This is a genomic window from Paenibacillus sp. BK033, from assembly GCF_004345425.1.
In the GTDB taxonomy this organism is placed as follows: Bacteria; Bacillota; Bacilli; order Paenibacillales; family Paenibacillaceae; genus Pristimantibacillus.
On record NZ_SLVP01000008.1, the window covers coordinates 37,471 to 55,317 of the forward strand.

Consider the following 17,847-nt stretch of genomic DNA (forward strand, 5'->3'; position numbering starts at 1 on the left):
CACTCTATGAAGTCTTAATAGGCATACGCCAATAAAGCCGTCAAATTATCGAACGAATAGACGTCTTCCGTTGCCGGATTCCCAAAGCCTCCGGCAATCGGGCTTGCTGGATCCTCCACGCGGTATTGCTCCATGCGCTCCATGCTCTCCCGATAAAGCTTTTGATCTCCCAATGTCGAGCCAATCATCGCGGCAATCGCGTAAGCGGCCGTAGATTGGATATCCGTCGCCGGCTTGCCGTCCCGGCTGTAACGTCCGTAAAGCGTTCCCGCTTCCACTGCCTGCTTGAGATACGTAATGCTAGCGGTACGCTCCCGATCCACTTCGGCGAGCGACAATACCGTCAGCAGCGACTCAATGGTATTGATTTCTCCTTCATGATCGCTATACTTGCCCAATTTGTAATCGTAACGGGTTTCGTAAAAAGGAAACCTATCAGATAAATACCCGCCCGAAACGATAGTAAGCAGCCCTTCTTCCAATGCCCGTTTATCCTTGGACGGAGCTCCAAGCAGCCGGATGGACCGGAAATCGGCGTAGCATAAGGTTAGGAAATCATTAGTTGTTCCGTAGGCCTCGTCATAGAAATCGTACAGCTTGCCCCCCTGGACATTGTGCTCATAGACGAGTCCTCCGTAACGGGCAGCCTCCCGCCCATAGTTACCGCCGCTGCCGAAAGCGGTCTCGGCCTCGTACAACGCGCGGATAATCCGCAGATCGTCAACGACGGCGTTAACGGTATATTTTTTATCGTGAAGAGGACTATAGCGATAGCTGAAGCCATAATCCGCTGCGAGGGTTTCTTTAGCACGCGACCATACGGCATCGAAAGCTTCCTTCTGCCCGGTAAGGGCGTAATAACGCATGAGCAGGCCGGCCGACTCGCTTAGCGTCTCATGCCCGGTAGCGGTTTCCGCCGCTTCATCCGTCTCCTTGTAATTCGTATAGACGCCGGCTGCTCCCATGAGCTTCTGCCCGATGAATTGCTGCAATTCCTCCCGATGCGTTATAAGCTGAGGCGTATCGCCAAATTTCGAGGGCAGAGCCACGCTGTCTTTGCTATTTTCCTCCCCGCCGTCCCTGCTGCTGTACGCCCAATACGCGGCCAGCAGGATCACTAGCATAACGGCCGCAAAGCCCCATCGTTTATTCACCGTCTTCAACCCCGTATATATTAAATCTGTTACTCTATTCCCATTTTAAATATCATACCTTTTGCGTTATTCCCAAGACGAGTAGCAATTAAAGGAAGTTTAACAATTGCCGCGAAAAACGGACTTGATTCAAGCATAACCGATAAATGTTGCTAAAATATGAGAATTTTTGACTAAATTTTGAGCTTTGGCCGGGTTAAACGCTCTCATTTATTTCAGACCCGCGATCTATTTCAAATGATAGAACAACAAAGGAAAAAAGCGGAAACCGGCCCCGGCAAGGGGCTGATTTCCGCTTCTATACGGCTGCCGCATTTGAGAGAATCAGCCTCTGAAGATTCGGTCCAGATGACGGGAAACCATACGCTCCATCTCCACCGCGTCAATCCGCTCCGGAACCATTACCCGGTGCACAACCAGACCGTCCACAAGGGCATGCAGTAATTTCGTCTCCTCTCCGGGATCAATTCCGTCCTTGGCCAGATTAAGGCTAATCAACGTATCGAGCATTTGCCGAAAGCCGGCATACAACTCGTCATGCACTTCAAGACTTAGCTCGCGAATAGCAGGGTCGGAAATCGTCTTCCCGACGTAGGAAAGCCACAGCTCCGCTTCCGCCGTACGCTCTTCGTCCAATGGCAGCAGCTCTGCGATAACCATCTCCATATTGCGACGCATATCATCGGTATAGTCCAGCTTCCGGATGCGTTCATTCACCCGCTTCGACAGAAGCCGCATGGAGAAGGTCAGCAGCTCGGCTTGCGTATCGAAATAATGCCTCAGCGAACCAAGCGATATGCCCGCTTCCTCGGCTACGCGGCGTACGGAAAGCTTGTCCAAGCCCTCCCGGCGGATTACCTGCCAGGCTGCCTCCGCCAATTGCTCCTTGCGTACTTGATGATCGACAATTTTAGGCATGGCTCTATTATAATCCCCCGTCCTTTTTTAGCACAACTGTGTTATAATCTTAATAATACAATTGTGCTAAAAAAGGAGCGGATTCATACCTCTATGGTCGTCTCTGTCATTATCGGCTGTGAAATGGCGTTCTGGGTGTTCGTGCTTGCGGGTCTGGCATGCCGATACCTTCTGCGCCGCAAGAAGCTGGGCGCCATTCTGCTGGCCTGCACGCCGGTTGTGGATCTGGTCCTGCTCGCCGCCACCGCATACGACTTGCGTCAAGGCGGAGAAGCCAGCTTTGTTCATGGCCTCGCAGCCATTTATATCGGCGTTTCGATTGCATTCGGAAGCCGGATGATCCGCTGGGCGGATATCCGCTTTGCTCATCGGTTCGCCGGAGGTCCTCCCCCGGAACCTAAGGTTAAGCATGGCGCGGAACATGCGCGGAATGAGCGGACAGGATGGCTGCGTCATCTGCTTGCCTGGCTGATCGGCTGCGCTTTGCTGTACGGCATCATACTATGGATCGGCGACGAGACCCGGACGGCAAGTCTTCTGTCGGTCATTCAGAAGTGGTCCATTATCCTTGCCATCGATTTTCTGATGAGCTTCAGTTACACGTTATGGCCGCGCAAAGCAAAGAAAGAGCATAGCGATTAAGCTATGCTCTTTCTTTGCTTTACTCTATCTTATCTCTGGCTTTGCAGAGCCCAGGCCTCCACATCCCATGTTTTCGTCGCCCAATCCTCATAGAAATCAGGCTCGTGGGAAACAAGAACGATAGTGCCCTTGTAGGCTTTCAGCGCACGCTTCAGTTCAGCCTTGGCAACGATGTCCAAATGGTTCGTTGGTTCATCGAACAGAATCCAGTTGCTCTCCCGCATCATCAGCTTGCACAAACGAACCTTCGCCTGCTCTCCCCCGCTGAGCTGATTAAGGGGGCGGGTAATATGCTCGTTCTTGAGCCCGCAGCGGGCAAGCGCTGCCCGAACCTCATGCTGGTTCATGGAAGAAAACTCATCCCATACATCCTCCAGCGGAGTCATTGTCGGCGCCTTCGCCTCCTGCTCGAAATAGGCAGGCGATAAATAATCGCCAAGGTAGGTCTTGCCCTCCAGCGGCGGAATAACGCCAAGAATCGATTTCAGAAGCGTGGATTTACCCACGCCGTTGCAGCCTACGATCGCAATCTTATCGCCGCGCTCAATGACCATATCCAGCTTGGGCAGGAGCGGTTTATTGTAGCCGATAACCATTCCCTGCGCTTCGAATACGGTCTTGCCGCTTGTTCTGGACTCCTTAAAGCTGAAGCTGGGCTTCGCCGCTTCCTCCGGCTTGTCGATCCGGTCGATGCGGCCCAGCTGCTTCTCGCGGCTCTTCGCACGCCCGGACGTGGATGCGCGGGCTTTATTTTTCTGAATAAACTCTTCCTGCTTCTTAATATACTCCTGCTGCTTCGCGTAGGCGTCGATATGCTGCGCTTTGTTCAGCTCGGCCATCTCCAGAAACTTCTCGTAGTTGGCGGTGTATCGCGTCAGCCGCGTAAATTCAAGATGATAAATCACGTTAACGACCTGGTTCATAAAGCCGGTCTCGTGGGAAATAAGAACAAAGGCATAAGGGTAATTTTTCAAATAGTTCGTCAGCCAGTTAATATGCTCTTCGTCCAAATAGTTGGTAGGCTCATCAAGCAATAAGACGCCAGGCTTCTCGAGCAGCAGCTTGGCAAGCAGCACCTTCGTCCGCTGGCCGCCGCTAAGCGCCGTAACGTCACGGTCAAGGCCGATTGCGTTCAGACCCAGACCGTTAGCCATCTCATCGACCTTCACGTCGATCAAATAGAAATCCCCGATTTCGAGCTCCTCTTGAATTTCCCCCATGCGCGCCAGCAGCTGCTCCAGCGTGTCCGGATCGGCTTCGCCCATCTGCGCGGCAATCTCGTTAAGCTCCTCCTCTAACACAAGCAGCGGCAGGAACGCGTCCTTAAGCACATCGCGGATTGTCTTTCCCGCCTCAAGCTTCGTATGCTGGTCCAGATAACCGTAACGAACGCGGGGCGTCCATTCCACCTTGCCTTCGTCCTTCAGCAGCTTGCCCGTCAAAATATTCATAAGCGTCGATTTCCCAGTGCCATTCGCGCCTACCAGGCCGATATGCTCTCCCTCAAGCAGCCGAAAATTCACGTCCTTAAATAATACGCGGTCGCCAAACGTATGCGATAACTGCTCCACCGTCAACAAACTCATTCTTCTTTATCTCCATTCATGTATGAACATATTTAATGATGACGCATTCTCTCGAATGAGTCGATTCATTGTACCACACATCCGCTCATCTAACTCCCGGCAGCAGCGGATACAGCGAGGTTTCTTAGCCTCCAGAATCATGGCGGCATGCATAGGGACATAAAAAAACGATGCTATAAAATAAAACGAGCCGGCATCCTAAGCGGATATCCGACTCGTTATACGGCTACAGATTTAACGATATCTTTGTCTTCTCATCCATTGGGTTGCTACCCACTTCTCCCCGGCTGCTACGGGATGTCCCGCATGCAGCGTTAACTCGTTCAGGCGGGTATCGTTATAAAAATATTCAAAGTATACCGCGCTGCCTTTCTTAGGCGTTACCGAAAAATGAAGAGAAGGGAAATACGTCTCGCCGCCTTCCTCCACGTCATTCAAATACATAATCAGCGTGCTGATCCGATTGTTCCTATTGCTGCCGGGCGTGAAATAATCGAAATGAGGATGATACTGTTCTCCGGGCTGATACCGCAACACCTGCAGCGGTTCCGCATGGGAGACCGGGATATTCATCAGTTCGGCCGCCCGGGCTTCGACTTGTCCGACGCATTCATTTTCGCTTTCCTCAAAAAACATGCTGCTGCTTGTTCTGACTTCGCTGACATCGTGAGAGCTCCCAATTTTGGCACGCTGCATTCTAGCTGCTGCCAAGTCAATCAACAAGTCGCATTCCGCGGGACTCAATACATTTTCCAGAATCAAAATAAGCGGTTCATCCAACTTCCCAACGATACGAATCTCTTTGTCCTTGGTTAGTATCTTGCTCCCCGAAGACGTTACGATCGTCTGCTCTTTAATGGTCATCGCCTTAGTTCCTCCAATATAGAATACTGAGGACGTATTCGATTAGGCATTAAATCAGTCGATTAAGTAATTCTCCGTCTTAACCGGCAATCCCTTTATATTCATGCAATGTCAGGCTTGTTCATAATCATGACAAAGCAAGCGATTTGAAAATATTACCTCCTTTATTCCAATCATTGAAATAGTATTCTTCTAAATTATTATGGTATATTATGCCCTAACAATAGAGAGGGGATTTCTGAAGTGAAAAGATTTATTGTGTATTTCATGTCTTTTTTCCTAATAATTACATTGTTAATGTTTAAAGGACAAAGTATCAATGCCGCAAACGGAGCTCATATTGTATCCATCGTAAACTCAGGCATGTTACTGGATGACGGTTCAATCTGGGCCAACAATAGGAATGGCAGCGTACAGAAAAATCTTGGCGTAATCGCGATTGCGGGAGACAACGACTATAACGGTTATGGTGTAACCAAAAACGGAGAGCTTGTCACTTGGGATTATATATCTGCTCCTCATGTGGATACCAAGCAAACCGAAATTAAACAAATTGCCAATGGATATTATCTGAAACAAGATGGGACGGTATGGTCGGCCGGTGGACAACGTCAACAGGGCTACGATGGAATCGCATTGATTGCCGCTAATGACAGTATGTTCTCAACCGTATCGAACACCGGTGAAATTAGAAGCAGCTCTCTTAAGATGCCTCTGGCAGCGGGTACGGGCATTAATTCCATCATTGCTATCGATGTGGCTGCCCACGGCGATACCGTTGTGCTGAATAACAGCGGGACAGTAACCAAATATGACCTCACTCATTATGATACGAGCGGTTCCACAATCAGCATCCTGCCCGAAGTCATAACGCAAAACGCAGCTTATATTGAATATACTACAGATAATTTACTGCTTGTTACATTAAAGGATGGAACGGTATGGGTAACAGGTGAATATAACGACCGCTATAAACTGACGGATCAAATTCATGAAATCGGCAGCGGAGTTACGAGAACAGCGAATGCGAAGGGCAAGAATTCTTTTGCATACCAGCTATCGGACGGGAGCTGGAAACAATATGAGAATGGAGTAATAACGAATATTGAAAGTCCCAGCTTGTCAGGAATCAATTTCACGGTTTCCTCAACGAAGTCTTATGTTGGAGACAGCATAAAAGCTACGATTACCGAGAGCTATTCTAACGGTTCAAAGAAAACAATTCCTTTAAGTCAAGCGAATGCAACGATTGAAAAACCTTACTTATTAAAGAAAAATTCAGACGGTACGCTTAAAGCTCTGGCAGTCGGAGTAACCAAAGTTACGGTTACATCGGGAAGCTTGACCAAAACCTTAACGATAGCCATCAGCCTTCCATCCAATCTTTCTAATGCAATACAGAGGAACAGTATTACTTACCTACCGGTTCAATCCGTATTCAAAGCGCTTGGGGGGACAGTTGTTTATACTTCTTCCAGCAAAACCTTTGATATTCAAGTAGGAACTACTACCATCAGACTGAAGCAGGGCGATTCCAATGCGAAGGTCAACGGCAACAATCTGACCATGAACGCAGCCGTTCGAAGCGAGAACAATACAACCGTATTCCCTGCAGCTCTGTTAAGCAAAGTGTTCGGCGCTGCCTTGAAGTGGGATTCGAAATATAAAATCATACATATCTCATTTGGTAATGCAACTTTATCTGTAGAGACGCCGGATACTGCGAAAATATATAAAAAAGAATTGCAAGGGAACTTGGCTTCTTACATCGGCAAATCTTATTGGGTCAATCACTTCCAAGGCTGGGAGAGATTCAATAAAGTAACGATTACTGATATCATTCCGGATAGTCAAGGCTATTACTTTACAATTGTGTTCAAAAAACAAAATGGCACGCAACTGAAAAGTTATGAAATGGCTAGAGACAATGTGGTTAATCTATTTACGGGCAGTTATTATTTCCTTAATTATGACCCCTACAAAAAATACAAATGGTCCACTTCGACATGGACATTGATAAAAGAGGAGAAGGTCGCAACGGGGATGACAAAGGACCAAGTCCTTCTCTCCATAGGTCAACCAGCATCAACCAGCCGATTGAGCGGCAATGGTATAACCGTTGAGACATGGGGATATGGCTACTTCAATTACGTGACCTTCGTTAACGGAATAGTAACTTCAATTTATACTAGCTAAATAGGCAACTCCAAAACCTCAGTTTGTTCAAAACTGAGGTTTTGGCTTGTAATTCATGAAAGGTGTTATGGCAGTACGCCGGCAATTTGCAGCACGGTCAGAATAACCTCTATGACAATGAGGATTACAATAATCCATTCAACAAACAATCCGCGTATCGAATGGCTGATTGTCGAGAAGCCTTCCATAATGTGATGCAGAAATTCCGTTTTGCTTTTTAATATTTTATAGCGGTCATTCAGCTCGAAAAACTCCAGCATACTGTCGTAAAATTCGCCGGCTTGGCTGCTGCTCCACGTAATATCGGGCTTATCCAAAATCATGATATAGCCAAGGGTGTTGTACTCGTAACGCAAGATGATTGCCGTTGTTCTGGCTAGCTCTTTGTTGCCGATTCTCAGCTTTCCTTTTTCCAGCCGCTCAATCATGGTTTCCAGCTTGTCATGAATTTTCCCGAGCTGCTCCTCTACTTTCTCGAGCGCAACCGACTTCGCAAGCACCGTAGAAATTAGCTCGGGATGGAAAATCTCGTATTCGGGCACTTCCACGTACTCATCGGTCAGCTCGAACGTCTCGATCTCTCCGTAATGAAGCCGGTAGTCATCGGTATACCGATCCGCATTCAATAGATCAATATCCGGTTCGAAGGACTGGAGGTAGCTCATACAGCTCTTTATATCTTCGGAACGTGAATGATTAACGAATACAATACTGCCGAAGGAAAACACCAGTACCTGCTGCGAATCGGCTACCGGATGCTTTAGGATGGAAGCGAGTATGTCCCCTTTCAACATCAAAGGCTGCTCCCAGGTGTATTTCTTGGGAATGCCGCAATGGATCGCGATTTGATTCAAATCAATTTCATTCGTTATGGCGTAAGCTTTAAAGGTCATTTCCTTCATTTCCATCACTCTTTTCAGTCGAACTGAAATTTTGGCGTATTACCACATTATTCCCTGTCCTCTTTTCTTATAACCCATTCCGCTCGGCTAAAAAAAGCCGGAATCCGGGATCCCAGCCTCTTCCGCCTATGCGCTAGCTTGCATTGAAATATTGAAAGATACCAGCTTTATCCTGATTTCACTGGGGCAAATCCAGCGTACCTAAGCGGCCGCGTTCGTATACGGGACGGCAGATTGTGTTACAATTCACTGAGCACAATAAAAGGAGATCGAAGTACATGAAAGAAACGGTGAACTGGAAAAACGGTGCCCATGGGCGTAAATTCATAGCTTCTTTTAGCGGAGGAAAAGACAGCACCCTTGCGTTGTACAAATCGATGCAGGTTGGGGAGCCGATTGGACTTATCGTCATGATGGAGGAAGAAGGAAAACGCTCCCGATCCCACGGCATGCCTCCGAAGCTAATCCGCGCCCAAGCGGAATCCATCGGCTTGCCCGTATATACGGCCGCCGCAAGCTGGGAGGATTACGAAAAGGAATTTATAGCCCTTCTGGAAAAGGCCAAGCATCAGGGCGCTGAAGCGTTAGTCACGGGAGACTTGGATATGCCTGTCCAGGACTGCTGGCATGACAAGGTTACGCAAATCGCCGGTCTAAAGCTGGGAATGCCGTTATGGGAAATGGATCATCAAGAGGCCGTCGAAGAGTTTATCCATCTCGGATTTACCTCCGTAGTCGTCACTGTCAATTTAACGTTGGGAATGAAGGAAGAGGATTTAGGACGCGTGTTGACTCACGACTACATCCAGGAGCTTATGTCTCGAGGCGTTGATCCTTGCGGCGAAGGCGGCGAATTCCATACGACCGTCATCGACGGCCCTCTCTTCAAGCATCCCATCCCGGTCCGCAAAGGCAGTATTGTCAAGCACGGCGATTACGCCTTTTTGCCTTTGGAGCTGATAGAGGCATAAGGAATGCTAGAAACACAGCAGTTCGCCTACGTTGCACAGAGTGCAGTAAAATTTTGCGATCCAGCTCGATAAAGGGAAATATCCTGCACGAAGTGCAGGATATTGTAGAAAATGGATCCTATTGCTTACAAATTCGCGAAATATACTGCATTCTGTGCAATCTCTTTCGTCAAGACTGTTCGAATTAAACAAATATCCTGCAAATCGTGCAACGTCCCCCAGCTAGCAGTTAGCCTGCAGCCTGCAGGACCTTCCTTATAGTTAAGGAATTTCGGCACTGTTGTTCCGCGTCCTCACACCGTCAAATACTTCTTAATCACTTCGTCGCCCAAATCCTCCAAGCCGCCTTCCCAGGCAATTGCCCCCTTATCCAGCACATAGAAGTAGTCGCCGACGCTTTTCACAAAATCGAGGCTCTGCTCAACAAGCAGAATCGATGTCTTGCCGTCTGCCTTTATTGAGCGGATGACATCTCGGATGTCATCCACGATAGAGGGCTGAATACCCTCGCATGGCTCATCGAGCAGCAGCAGTTCCGGCTTTGACGCGAGCGCCCGCGCGAACGCCAGCTGCTGCTGCTGTCCGCCGCTCAGGTCGCCGCCGCGCCGGCTATACATCGTGGGCAGCACCGGGAACTTGGCGATTGCCTCCTCCGGAATAGAGCGTACCGCCTTCTTCTCGCGCGCGGCTTCAAGGCCGACCAATATATTCTCGTAGACGGTCAGCTGCCCGAAGATTTCGCGCCCCTGCGGCACATAGCCAATTCCGCTCTTTGCTCGGCGGCCGGGAGCGGCCCTTGTCAGCTCATTCCCGTTGTAGGCAACAGTACCTTTCCGCGCTTTAAGCAGCCCCATAATGCTCTTCATCAGCGTGGTCTTCCCGACGCCGTTGCGCCCAAGCAAGCAGACGACCTGCCCCGGCTCGACCCTCAGCGTCACATCTCGCAAAATCACGCTTTCCCCGTATCCCGCTTCAAGCTGTTGAACGGCTAGCATCCGCATCCCGCCTTTTCCCCAGGTATACCTCCGCTACGCGGTCATCCCGCTGCACCTCTTCCATCGAGCCTTCCTTCAGCAGCTTTCCTTCATGCATAACCGTTACCTTGCTCGCAAAGTTGCGGACAAACTCCATGTCATGCTCCACAACCACGATGGAACGCTGCCGGGCGATCTCGAGCAGCAGCTCGCCCGTCTTCTCCGTCTCCTTGTCCGTCATGCCGGCAACCGGTTCATCCAGCAGCAGCACCTCCGGCTCCTGCAGCAGCATCATGCCAATCTCCAGCCATTGCTTCTCGCCATGCGATAAGCCGCCCGCCCGCCAATCCGCCTTATCCTGCAGCCCAATCATCTCAAGCTGCCGTTCGATCCGTTGCCGCTCCTCCGCTTTCATCCGGGCGAACAGCACCGTAAATACGCCGCGCTTCTGGCGCATGGCGATCTCCAGATTCTCGAACACCGTCATCGACGGAAAAATCGACGGCGCCTGGAACTTGCGTCCGATGCCAAGCTCGGCGATCTGATGTTCTTTTTTCTTCGCGATATCGATGGACTGCTTGAAGGTAACCGTCCCCGCCGTTGGCTTCACTTTGCCGCAGATCACGTCCAGCATCGTTGTTTTGCCGGCACCGTTGGGCCCAATGAGGAAACGGAGCTCCCCTTTCCGCAAATGCAAGCTCATTCCCTGAATAGCCTTGAAGCCGTCAAAAGCTACAGTCACCTCATTACATTGCAGGATACTCGACTCGCTCATGCTCCGGCTCACCCCTCTCCTCTTTCTTCTTGCGGAACTTCAGCTTGGCGGCAAGGCCCGCCACCCCGTTAGGCAGGAACACGACGACCAGAATAAATACGCCGCCGAGGAAATACGTCCATCCTTGCGGATACGTGGTGCTGAACTCGCTTTTTGCCCAATTCATCAGCACCGCCCCAAGCGCTGCGCCGATCAAGGTTCCGCGGCCGCCGATCGCAACCCACAGCACCATCTCAATCGAAGGCACAATCCCCATCATGGAAGGCGAGATAATGCCGACATGCAGTACAAACAGCATGCCCGCAATGCCGGCGATAGCCGCCGACATCGTAAACACAACCATCTGGTAGACCGCCGGATTATACCCGATGAACCGGACCCGGTTCTCCCCGTCCCGGATCGCGCGAAGCACCTTCCCGAACCGGCTTTTCACCACGTAACGGCATAGGATAAACACCGCCACCAGCACGGCCGCCGTCACCCCGTACAGCATCCGCTTCGTATCCGGCGAAGCAATCGGCTCGCCTAATAATTTGCTGAAGCCCGTAACGCCGTTAGTCCCGCCCGTATAAGCCTGCTGTCCGACAAGCAGCGTTGTCGTGATAATGACGAGAGCTTGCGTCAAGATCGTGAAGTACACGCCGCGAATCCGGTTGCGGAAGGTGAAAAAACCCAGAAACAGCGCTAACGCGGCTGGTATGAGGATTCCCATCAGCACCGCAAAGCCAAAGCTTTCGAACGGCTTCCAGAAGATAGGCAGCTCGTTTAATCCGCTCCAGCCCATGAAGTCCGGCAGCTTCCCGCCGCTTGCCTCAAGCTTCAGATACATCGCCATCGCATAGGCGCCTAATCCAAAGAAGATTCCATGCCCCAAACTAAGAATGCCGGTATACCCCCAGATCAGATCCAGACCAAGCGCTACTATGGCAAACGCCAGAAACTTCGCGAGCAGGTTTAACCGGAAATCGCTTAAATAAAGCGGAGCCGAGAACAGCGCAGCGGCAGCAGCGACATAACAGGCGAGCAGCCATAAACGCTGGGGAGAACGTTTTCGCATCGTCAACATTTGCTTCTCCACCTCTCTCTATGAATCAAGCGAGCGCGAACGCATGGCGACGAATCCCATCGGCCTCCATTGCAGGAAAGCCACGATGCAGATGAACACGAGCACTTTGCCAAGCGATGCATTCGTCCAATATTCGAACATCGTGTTAAAGACGCCGATTCCGAGCGCGCCAAGCACGGTACCCACCAGCTTGCCGACCCCGCCGAGCACAACCACCATAAACGCATCCACGATATAATAAGTGCCAAGCGATGGCCCAATCGGACCAATCAGCGTCAGCGCGCAGCCGGCGATGCCGGCAATGCCCGAACCAATCGCGAAGGTCATCGCGTCGACGCGGCGAGTGGATACGCCAAGGCATGCCGCCATGTCGCGGTTTTGCATAACCGCCCGCATCCGGCGCCCCTCGAGGCTGCGGTAAATATAGAAGTACATCGCAAGCAGCGTAACGATAACAAGCCCGATAATAAACAGCCTTTTATAGGGAAGAACCGCGCCAAGGAAGCTGACCCCGCCATCCAGCCAGGTAGGACTCGTTACCGCAACGTTAGGAGCGCCAAAGACCGATCTCGCAAGCTGCTGCAGCACCAGACCGACACCCCAAGTGGCAAGCAGGCTGTCGAGCGGCCGGCCGTACAAAAACCGGATCAGGCTCATCTCTAAGATTAGGCCAAATAGGAAGGCGATGAGGAAGCTGACCGGTATCGCGAGCACGAAATACCAGTCAAACATCGACTTCGGCAAATTGTCTTTAAACATGTTTTGCGTCAAGTACGTGGAGTAAGCGCCAATCATAATGAGCTCGCCATGCGCCATATTGATGACCTTCATGAGCCCAAACGTAATGGCCAGGCCTAGCGCAATCAGCAGCAGGATCGAGCTGACGCTCAGCCCGTTAAACAGCTGCAAGGTAATGACCTCCATATGCCTTCAACTCCTTCGGGGTTATACAAAAGGAGAGTATCCGAAGCATACCTCTGCCCAATACTCTCCCTTCATCCTTGCCGTATTGCCTGCCTCCGCTCGTTAATCCGTAGGCTTGATGCTTGCCGCCCAGTCGTAGCCTTTCAGGAACGGATCCGGCATAACGGCATCCCCGGAGTTCCACAGCTCCTTGAATTGTCCGTCTCCCTGCACCTCGCCGATCCGGACCGTTTTGTAAATATGCTGGTTCTCGCCGTCGATCTTCACTTTGCCTTCCGGAGCATCCCACTCGAGATCCTTCGCCGCCGCTTTGACTTTATCCACGTCGGTCGAGCCCGCCTTCTCCACCGCAGCCTTCCACAGGTATACCGCGGTGTAGCCCGCTTCAATCGGGTCCGCCGTCACGCGGTCTTCGCCGTATTTCTTCTTATAATTCTCGACGAACGTCTTGTTCGCCGGCGTATCCGTTGTTTGGTAGTAGTTCCAAGCCGCCAGATGACCCTGCAGCACGTCTACGCCGATGCCGCGAATTTCTTCTTCCGCTACCGATACGGACAGCGTCGTAATATCCTTGGCCGTGATGCCCGCATCCTTCAGCTGCTTGAAGAAGGCTACGTTGCTGTCGCCGTTAAGCGTATTAAATACAACGTCCGGCTTTGCTTCTTTGATTTTGCTGATAATCGTGCTGTAGTCGGTATGGCCAAGCGGCGTGTATTCCTCTCCGACCATTTCGCCGCCTTTTGCCTTCAATTGTTCTTTGATGATCAGGTTTGCCGTACGGGGGAAGACGTAGTCCGAGCCAAGCAGGTAAAATTTCTTGCCGCGGTTCTCAAGCAGCCAATCCACGGCAGGAACGATCTGCTGGTTCGTTGTAGCGCCCGTATAGAAGATGTTAGGGGAAGCCTCGAGCCCTTCGTATTGCACCGGGTACCAGAGCAGCCCGTTTAATTCTTCGAATACCGGCTTCATCGCTTTGCGGCTGGAGGACGTCCATCCCCCGAACACCGTTGCGACTTTATCCTCGGAGAGCAGCTTGCGCGCCTTCTCGGCAAAGGTCGGCCAATCCGATGCGCCATCCTCCTGGATGGCTTCGATCTTCTTGCCAAGCACGCCGCCCGCCGCGTTAATTTCCTCAATCGCCATCATTTCCGCATCGCGAACGGATACCTCGCTGATCGCCATCGTACCGCTCAAGGAATGCAGGACCCCTACCTTAATCGTATCTCCTGAAGCTTCCGCCGAACTGCTCTCGGTTGTCGTGGATGCCGGTTTTTCATTGTTGCCGCAGGCTGCAAGCAGCATGCTAAGCGCAACCGCAACAAGCCCCGTCTGATAAAACCATTTCTTTTTCATCTCTTCACTCCCCAGTTCTTCTTTCTAATTACGAACATTTAATTGGAATGTGTTACCATTGTTCGCAACCTCATTATAGGGGCGGCCAAATCCTAACGTCAATATACATGACATTAAAATTAGAAAATGAGGAAATTCGCCTCATTAATCGGTTTTAAAAGGGTATTTTTCGATGAATTTCGGCATTTTTCATGATTTAATCAGCTCAAAATCTTGTAGTTTATACCATTAAATTAACAAAATGTGTTATGTTAATTTCCATACTTATACCAATAGAATAGAAGGTATGACTACCCTTCTAAGGAAGCGAAAGCCTATCCAGACCCATTTGTGTAAAGTTAACTTGACATAATGAATACTTTAATTTACATTATGCGTAAATTGGTAAGGCAGCAAAGGGGGAATTGTTATGAAAGCGATTGTATGCGAGAAATACGGAACGCCGGAGATCCTTCAGTTCAAGGATGTAGAGATGCCCGTTCCCAAGGAGAATGAAATACGGATAAAGATACATGCGGCTGCCGTAACCCCCTCGGATTGCTCCTTCCGAAGAGCGGATCCTTTTTTCATCCGGTTTCTCTATGGGCTTAGAAATCCCAAGTTTCCCATTCTGGGCGTCGAGTTTGCCGGTGAAATCGATACGGTCGGCAAGAACGTAACGTTGTTCAAGAAAGGCGATGAGGTATTCGGCATTAGTCCCCGTCGCTTCGGAACTTACGCGGAATACGTATGTTTACCCGAATAAACCTCGGATCGCCCATCCCCAAGCCGTAAAGCTCGGACAGATAGGCGATCCCGGTTTGCAACAAGGTTCTACAAAGCAGCGGATACAGGCTGCCGGTACCAGTAAAGAGCATAGTCGTTCATCGTGGAAGCATAACCGAGCTGGCGCAGCATCGTGGATATATTGCCCCGGTGATAGGACCCGTGATTAGCCGTATGCAGCATAATTTCCGCTAAAGTTGTCTCGCGGATTCCGGCATAGGGATTATTGAGCGTGATAGCCTGCTCCGCGTCCGGCCCGCTTCCGAGCCACTCGTTGTATTGCCCGGCCAGCTCGGCAAAGAGACTAACATATTCATCCACCGTCTCCAGAATTCGGCCGCTTAACGGCATGCATTCCTGCAGCGCCGCTCCCATATCCGCTCCCGTGAGCACCATATACCATGTTTTATCTACCGCGTAAATATGATTCAAAGCGTGAGCAATGGTCGGAAAAGAGGTATTTACTTCTTGATGCAGCACCGCGGCTGGCAGCTCTTTCATTCTCCCCAGGATCGTTTGGCTTGCCCAAAAGTGGTAGTTCAACATTTCCGCCGGATAATTTTTCATGATCATCGACTCCTTTTAACTGGTTATGAAGCCAGTATAAAAAAAGTAGTATGACAACAGTGTGTCATACTACTCGTAAAGCTTCAGCGTTTGTTGAAGCTGCTCTTTCATAATGCTCCGAAGCCCGGAGGGCTCAAGCACCTCCGCGCCGCTGCCAAAGCCAAGTAGAATCGACCACAGCCAGCTTGCCTCGGCCGGTTTATAGACGGGAATCCGCATCGTCATGCCGCCATCGGAATGAAAGGTTTTCGGGACGTAGCCGAAATGGTCCATCGCATCCGCCAACGCTTGCGGCCCTACCTTAACCACGACATCCTCAACCAGGCTCTCATTCCCCGCAAAAGGACCCGCCTCCTCCGGCACCTCCTGATGAGGCTCAAAGCCGCGTTCGGTCCTGAACGCCTCCACCATGCGGGACAACCGGAACTCCCGATACTCGCACCGCGTCAAGCAATAGCCGTAAACATACCAGCTGCCGTATTTGAAATGAAGCCTGACCGGCTCCAGCTCGCGGGTGGTCCGTTCATTCTTCGCGTTAATGTAGTCGAACCGGACCACTTTTCGCTGCGTAATCGCCGAACGCAATAATGGCAGCGTCTCGGGATCCGTTTTGCGCGTATCGAAATCCACAGCTAGACTTGGCATCCGCTGCTCGGTTCCTACGGTTTGCAGCCTCTCGATTGTTCCCTGCGCCCGTTCGTCTTCAAAGACGGTCGACAGCCCCTTAAGCACCGTAACAAGGGCATTTACATCGTAGGAGCCAAGCAGGCTTTTATCCATCTTGAAGCCTTCCATCATGCCAAAGCCGCCCTTGTTCCCCTGATACGAGACAACCGGAAAGCCTGCCGCGCAAATGACGTCAATATCCCGGTATATCGTTCGCTGGGATACCTGAAACTCTTCGGCCAGCACATGGGCCGGCAGCACATCGTTATTCAGCAGCTTATAGATAATGGAGATCAAACGCTCCAGCTTCATCAAGGATCTACCGCCCGTCCGTTCGTTTATATATTCTTAAAAAATAGCCAACAGGTGTTTCCATCCGAAGAGGGAATCAATATATTACAGGATATAAGCTTTGTCAACGATCATGACCGTATTTCGACAGACAGGAGTGGATGGTATGAACGAATTTGAAGAGACGGAGTCTCCCTGCCATTACAGACGCGCCTTGGAAATTGTCTCAAGCCAATGGACGGTGCTTGTTTTTTACGAGCTGGAATCGGGCAAACGGCGGTACAGCGATCTGAAAAAACGGGTCGAGGGCGTCACGCAAAAGATGCTTACCCAGACGCTGCGCCAGCTGGAGAGGGACGGCCTTGTCGTGCGGTATGTCCATCCAACCGTCCCGCCTACCGTAGAGTATGAGCTGACGCCTCTTGGCCAGACCCTGATCGGCCCGATGCGGATACTGCATCAATGGACCGACGCCCATTACGATTCCGTGCTAAGAGCAAGAAAAGCCTTCGACGCCATCAATCGTCCCCCTATTCAGTCTGCCGAGCACCTGATTAATTAACGCATAACGTCATTCCCATCCTCGAATACATCCGTCAGGGCGTAAAACAAGTGGATCATGCTGGCATAACGCTTATGCGTCACCTCGACCCCGCTTGCGATAAGCAGCCGGCTGTATCGCTCCCCTTCATCGCGCAAAGGATCATATTCCGCCGTCACAACGATTGCCGGCGCCACGCCCGCGGCAACTCCATAGAGCGGCGAAGCGAGCGGGTTCATTCGTTCTTCATCGGAGTTCAAATAGTGTCCCGCGCAATAGTCCAGCAGGGCCGAATCGAGGAAATAGCTCTCACCGTATGCACGCTTCGAGGCATAATCTCCCGCCCAGTCCATCAACCGGCATAGCAGGATTTGAGCCGCAATGGAGAAGCTCCCCCTGCTTACTGCCTGCTGCGCCACAACGGCGGCCAGGCTGCCCCGACGTTTCCCCCGGCTACGGCAATTCTGTTCGAATCCAGTCCCAGCGACGCGGCCTGTTCATACACCCACTGCGCCGCATAGACGGCTTCTTCTACGGGCACGGGAAATTTATGCTCCGGCGCCAAGCGATAATCGACGGAGATTATCGCATGACCGGTAGCCGCGGCCAGCTCAACGCGATCGGAGATGGCGTTAAAGCCGTAAGACGGCACTTTTAAGTGGCTTACTTACAAAAAAAGACCAGAACCGCAA

Annotated in this window: 17 protein-coding genes and 1 pseudogene; 5 read left to right on the forward strand and 13 right to left on the reverse strand. The window is 50.9% G+C overall.

The window, feature by feature from the left end; all coding sequences use genetic code 11:
* Positions 1–14: 14 nt before the first annotated feature.
* Positions 15–1,154: a hypothetical protein gene (locus EV294_RS22825; RefSeq protein ID WP_132311050.1), complete on the reverse strand. Its 1,140-nt coding sequence runs from the start codon at positions 1,152–1,154 to the stop codon at positions 15–17.
* A gap of 324 nt (positions 1,155–1,478) precedes the next feature.
* Positions 1,479–2,072 carry a TetR/AcrR family transcriptional regulator gene (locus EV294_RS22830; RefSeq protein ID WP_132311052.1) on the reverse strand — a complete coding sequence of 198 codons (594 nt, stop codon included), beginning with the start codon at positions 2,070–2,072 and terminating at the stop codon, positions 1,479–1,481.
* Between the two features lie 93 nt (positions 2,073–2,165).
* Here EV294_RS22830 and EV294_RS22835 point away from each other — a divergent pair, with 93 nt between their 5' ends.
* A complete protein-coding gene (locus tag EV294_RS22835; protein ID WP_132311054.1) occupies positions 2,166–2,714 on the forward strand; it encodes a hypothetical protein in 549 nt (182 codons plus the stop codon).
* A 29-nt stretch (positions 2,715–2,743) separates the two neighbouring features.
* Here the strand turns inward: EV294_RS22835 and EV294_RS22840 are convergent, their stop codons facing one another.
* Positions 2,744–4,300, reverse strand: coding sequence for an ABC-F family ATP-binding cassette domain-containing protein (locus EV294_RS22840; RefSeq protein WP_132311056.1), 1,557 nt, complete (start codon positions 4,298–4,300; stop codon positions 2,744–2,746).
* 234 nt (positions 4,301–4,534) lie between these two features.
* A complete protein-coding gene (locus EV294_RS22845; RefSeq protein ID WP_132311058.1) occupies positions 4,535–5,164 on the reverse strand; it encodes a 2OG-Fe(II) oxygenase in 630 nt (209 codons plus the stop codon).
* 243 nt (positions 5,165–5,407) lie between these two features.
* Here EV294_RS22845 and EV294_RS22850 point away from each other — a divergent pair, with 243 nt between their 5' ends.
* Positions 5,408–7,360 carry a stalk domain-containing protein gene (locus tag EV294_RS22850; RefSeq protein ID WP_132311060.1) on the forward strand — a complete coding sequence of 651 codons (1,953 nt, stop codon included), beginning with the start codon at positions 5,408–5,410 and terminating at the stop codon, positions 7,358–7,360.
* Between the two features lie 65 nt (positions 7,361–7,425).
* Here the strand turns inward: EV294_RS22850 and EV294_RS22855 are convergent, their stop codons facing one another.
* Positions 7,426–8,262: an RMD1 family protein gene (locus EV294_RS22855; protein WP_132311062.1), complete on the reverse strand. Its 837-nt coding sequence runs from the start codon at positions 8,260–8,262 to the stop codon at positions 7,426–7,428.
* Positions 8,263–8,540: 278 nt separating this feature from the next.
* Between EV294_RS22855 and EV294_RS22860 the strand changes: the two genes are divergently transcribed.
* On the forward strand, positions 8,541–9,233 hold the full coding sequence (locus tag EV294_RS22860; RefSeq protein ID WP_132311064.1) for a Dph6-related ATP pyrophosphatase: 693 nt from the start codon (positions 8,541–8,543) through the stop codon (positions 9,231–9,233).
* A 293-nt stretch (positions 9,234–9,526) separates the two neighbouring features.
* Here the strand turns inward: EV294_RS22860 and urtE are convergent, their stop codons facing one another.
* The 5 genes from urtE to urtA form a co-directional block, all read right to left on the reverse strand.
* Entirely contained in the window at positions 9,527–10,228 is a 702-nt protein-coding gene (gene urtE / locus EV294_RS22865; RefSeq protein WP_132311066.1) for an urea ABC transporter ATP-binding subunit UrtE, read from the reverse strand.
* Positions 10,206–10,982 (reverse strand): urea ABC transporter ATP-binding protein UrtD, encoded by a 777-nt coding sequence (gene urtD / locus EV294_RS22870; protein ID WP_132311068.1) that lies wholly within the window; start codon positions 10,980–10,982, stop codon positions 10,206–10,208. The genes urtE and urtD overlap by 23 nt, the downstream gene beginning before the upstream one ends.
* A complete protein-coding gene (gene urtC, locus EV294_RS22875; RefSeq protein ID WP_132311070.1) occupies positions 10,954–12,048 on the reverse strand; it encodes an urea ABC transporter permease subunit UrtC in 1,095 nt (364 codons plus the stop codon). Before urtC ends, urtD begins: the two co-directional genes overlap by 29 nt.
* Before the next feature lie 18 nt (positions 12,049–12,066).
* Positions 12,067–12,972, reverse strand: coding sequence for an urea ABC transporter permease subunit UrtB (urtB, locus tag EV294_RS22880; protein ID WP_132311072.1), 906 nt, complete (start codon positions 12,970–12,972; stop codon positions 12,067–12,069).
* 102 nt (positions 12,973–13,074) lie between these two features.
* A complete protein-coding gene (gene urtA, locus EV294_RS22885; RefSeq protein WP_243711773.1) occupies positions 13,075–14,274 on the reverse strand; it encodes an urea ABC transporter substrate-binding protein in 1,200 nt (399 codons plus the stop codon).
* A gap of 460 nt (positions 14,275–14,734) precedes the next feature.
* Here urtA and EV294_RS22890 point away from each other — a divergent pair, with 460 nt between their 5' ends.
* On the forward strand, positions 14,735–15,070 hold the full coding sequence (locus EV294_RS22890; protein WP_243711762.1) for an alcohol dehydrogenase catalytic domain-containing protein: 336 nt from the start codon (positions 14,735–14,737) through the stop codon (positions 15,068–15,070).
* Between the two features lie 68 nt (positions 15,071–15,138).
* Here EV294_RS22890 and EV294_RS22895 read toward each other — a convergent pair whose 3' ends face one another.
* Positions 15,139–15,657, reverse strand: coding sequence for a DinB family protein (locus EV294_RS22895; RefSeq protein WP_132311076.1), 519 nt, complete (start codon positions 15,655–15,657; stop codon positions 15,139–15,141).
* Between the two features lie 69 nt (positions 15,658–15,726).
* Complete coding sequence (locus tag EV294_RS22900; RefSeq protein ID WP_132311468.1) at positions 15,727–16,635, reverse strand: helix-turn-helix transcriptional regulator; 909 nt, start codon at positions 16,633–16,635, stop codon at positions 15,727–15,729.
* A 145-nt stretch (positions 16,636–16,780) separates the two neighbouring features.
* Here EV294_RS22900 and EV294_RS22905 point away from each other — a divergent pair, with 145 nt between their 5' ends.
* Entirely contained in the window at positions 16,781–17,176 is a 396-nt protein-coding gene (locus tag EV294_RS22905) for a winged helix-turn-helix transcriptional regulator (protein ID WP_132311078.1), read from the forward strand.
* Here the strand turns inward: EV294_RS22905 and EV294_RS31130 are convergent.
* Positions 17,173–17,807 (reverse strand): annotated as a pseudogene (locus tag EV294_RS31130) (alpha/beta hydrolase). The gene EV294_RS22905 and the pseudogene EV294_RS31130 overlap by 4 nt on opposite strands.
* Positions 17,808–17,847 lie beyond the last annotated feature (40 nt).

What these genes read in the sequence shown, in the direction of transcription:
- EV294_RS22835 (WP_132311054.1), top strand. Translation starts at nt 2,166, where the DNA reads ATGGTCGTCTCTGTCATTATCGGCTGTGAAATGGCGTTCTGGGTGTTC.
- urtA (WP_243711773.1), bottom strand. Translation starts at nt 14,274, where the DNA reads ATGCTGCTTGCAGCCTGCGGCAACAATGAAAAACCGGCATCCACGACA.
- urtC (WP_132311070.1), bottom strand. Translation starts at nt 12,048, where the DNA reads ATGTTGACGATGCGAAAACGTTCTCCCCAGCGTTTATGGCTGCTCGCC.
- urtE (WP_132311066.1), bottom strand. Translation starts at nt 10,228, where the DNA reads ATGCTAGCCGTTCAACAGCTTGAAGCGGGATACGGGGAAAGCGTGATT.
- EV294_RS22895 (WP_132311076.1), bottom strand. Translation starts at nt 15,657, where the DNA reads ATGAAAAATTATCCGGCGGAAATGTTGAACTACCACTTTTGGGCAAGC.
- EV294_RS22855 (WP_132311062.1), bottom strand. Translation starts at nt 8,262, where the DNA reads ATGAAGGAAATGACCTTTAAAGCTTACGCCATAACGAATGAAATTGAT.
- EV294_RS22845 (WP_132311058.1), bottom strand. Translation starts at nt 5,164, where the DNA reads ATGACCATTAAAGAGCAGACGATCGTAACGTCTTCGGGGAGCAAGATA.
- EV294_RS22830 (WP_132311052.1), bottom strand. Translation starts at nt 2,072, where the DNA reads ATGCCTAAAATTGTCGATCATCAAGTACGCAAGGAGCAATTGGCGGAG.
- EV294_RS22840 (WP_132311056.1), bottom strand. Translation starts at nt 4,300, where the DNA reads ATGAGTTTGTTGACGGTGGAGCAGTTATCGCATACGTTTGGCGACCGC.
- EV294_RS22900 (WP_132311468.1), bottom strand. Translation starts at nt 16,635, where the DNA reads ATGAAGCTGGAGCGTTTGATCTCCATTATCTATAAGCTGCTGAATAAC.
- urtD (WP_132311068.1), bottom strand. Translation starts at nt 10,982, where the DNA reads ATGAGCGAGTCGAGTATCCTGCAATGTAATGAGGTGACTGTAGCTTTT.
- EV294_RS22860 (WP_132311064.1), top strand. Translation starts at nt 8,541, where the DNA reads ATGAAAGAAACGGTGAACTGGAAAAACGGTGCCCATGGGCGTAAATTC.
- EV294_RS22905 (WP_132311078.1), top strand. Translation starts at nt 16,781, where the DNA reads ATGAACGAATTTGAAGAGACGGAGTCTCCCTGCCATTACAGACGCGCC.
- urtB (WP_132311072.1), bottom strand. Translation starts at nt 12,972, where the DNA reads ATGGAGGTCATTACCTTGCAGCTGTTTAACGGGCTGAGCGTCAGCTCG.
- EV294_RS22890 (WP_243711762.1), top strand. Translation starts at nt 14,735, where the DNA reads ATGAAAGCGATTGTATGCGAGAAATACGGAACGCCGGAGATCCTTCAG.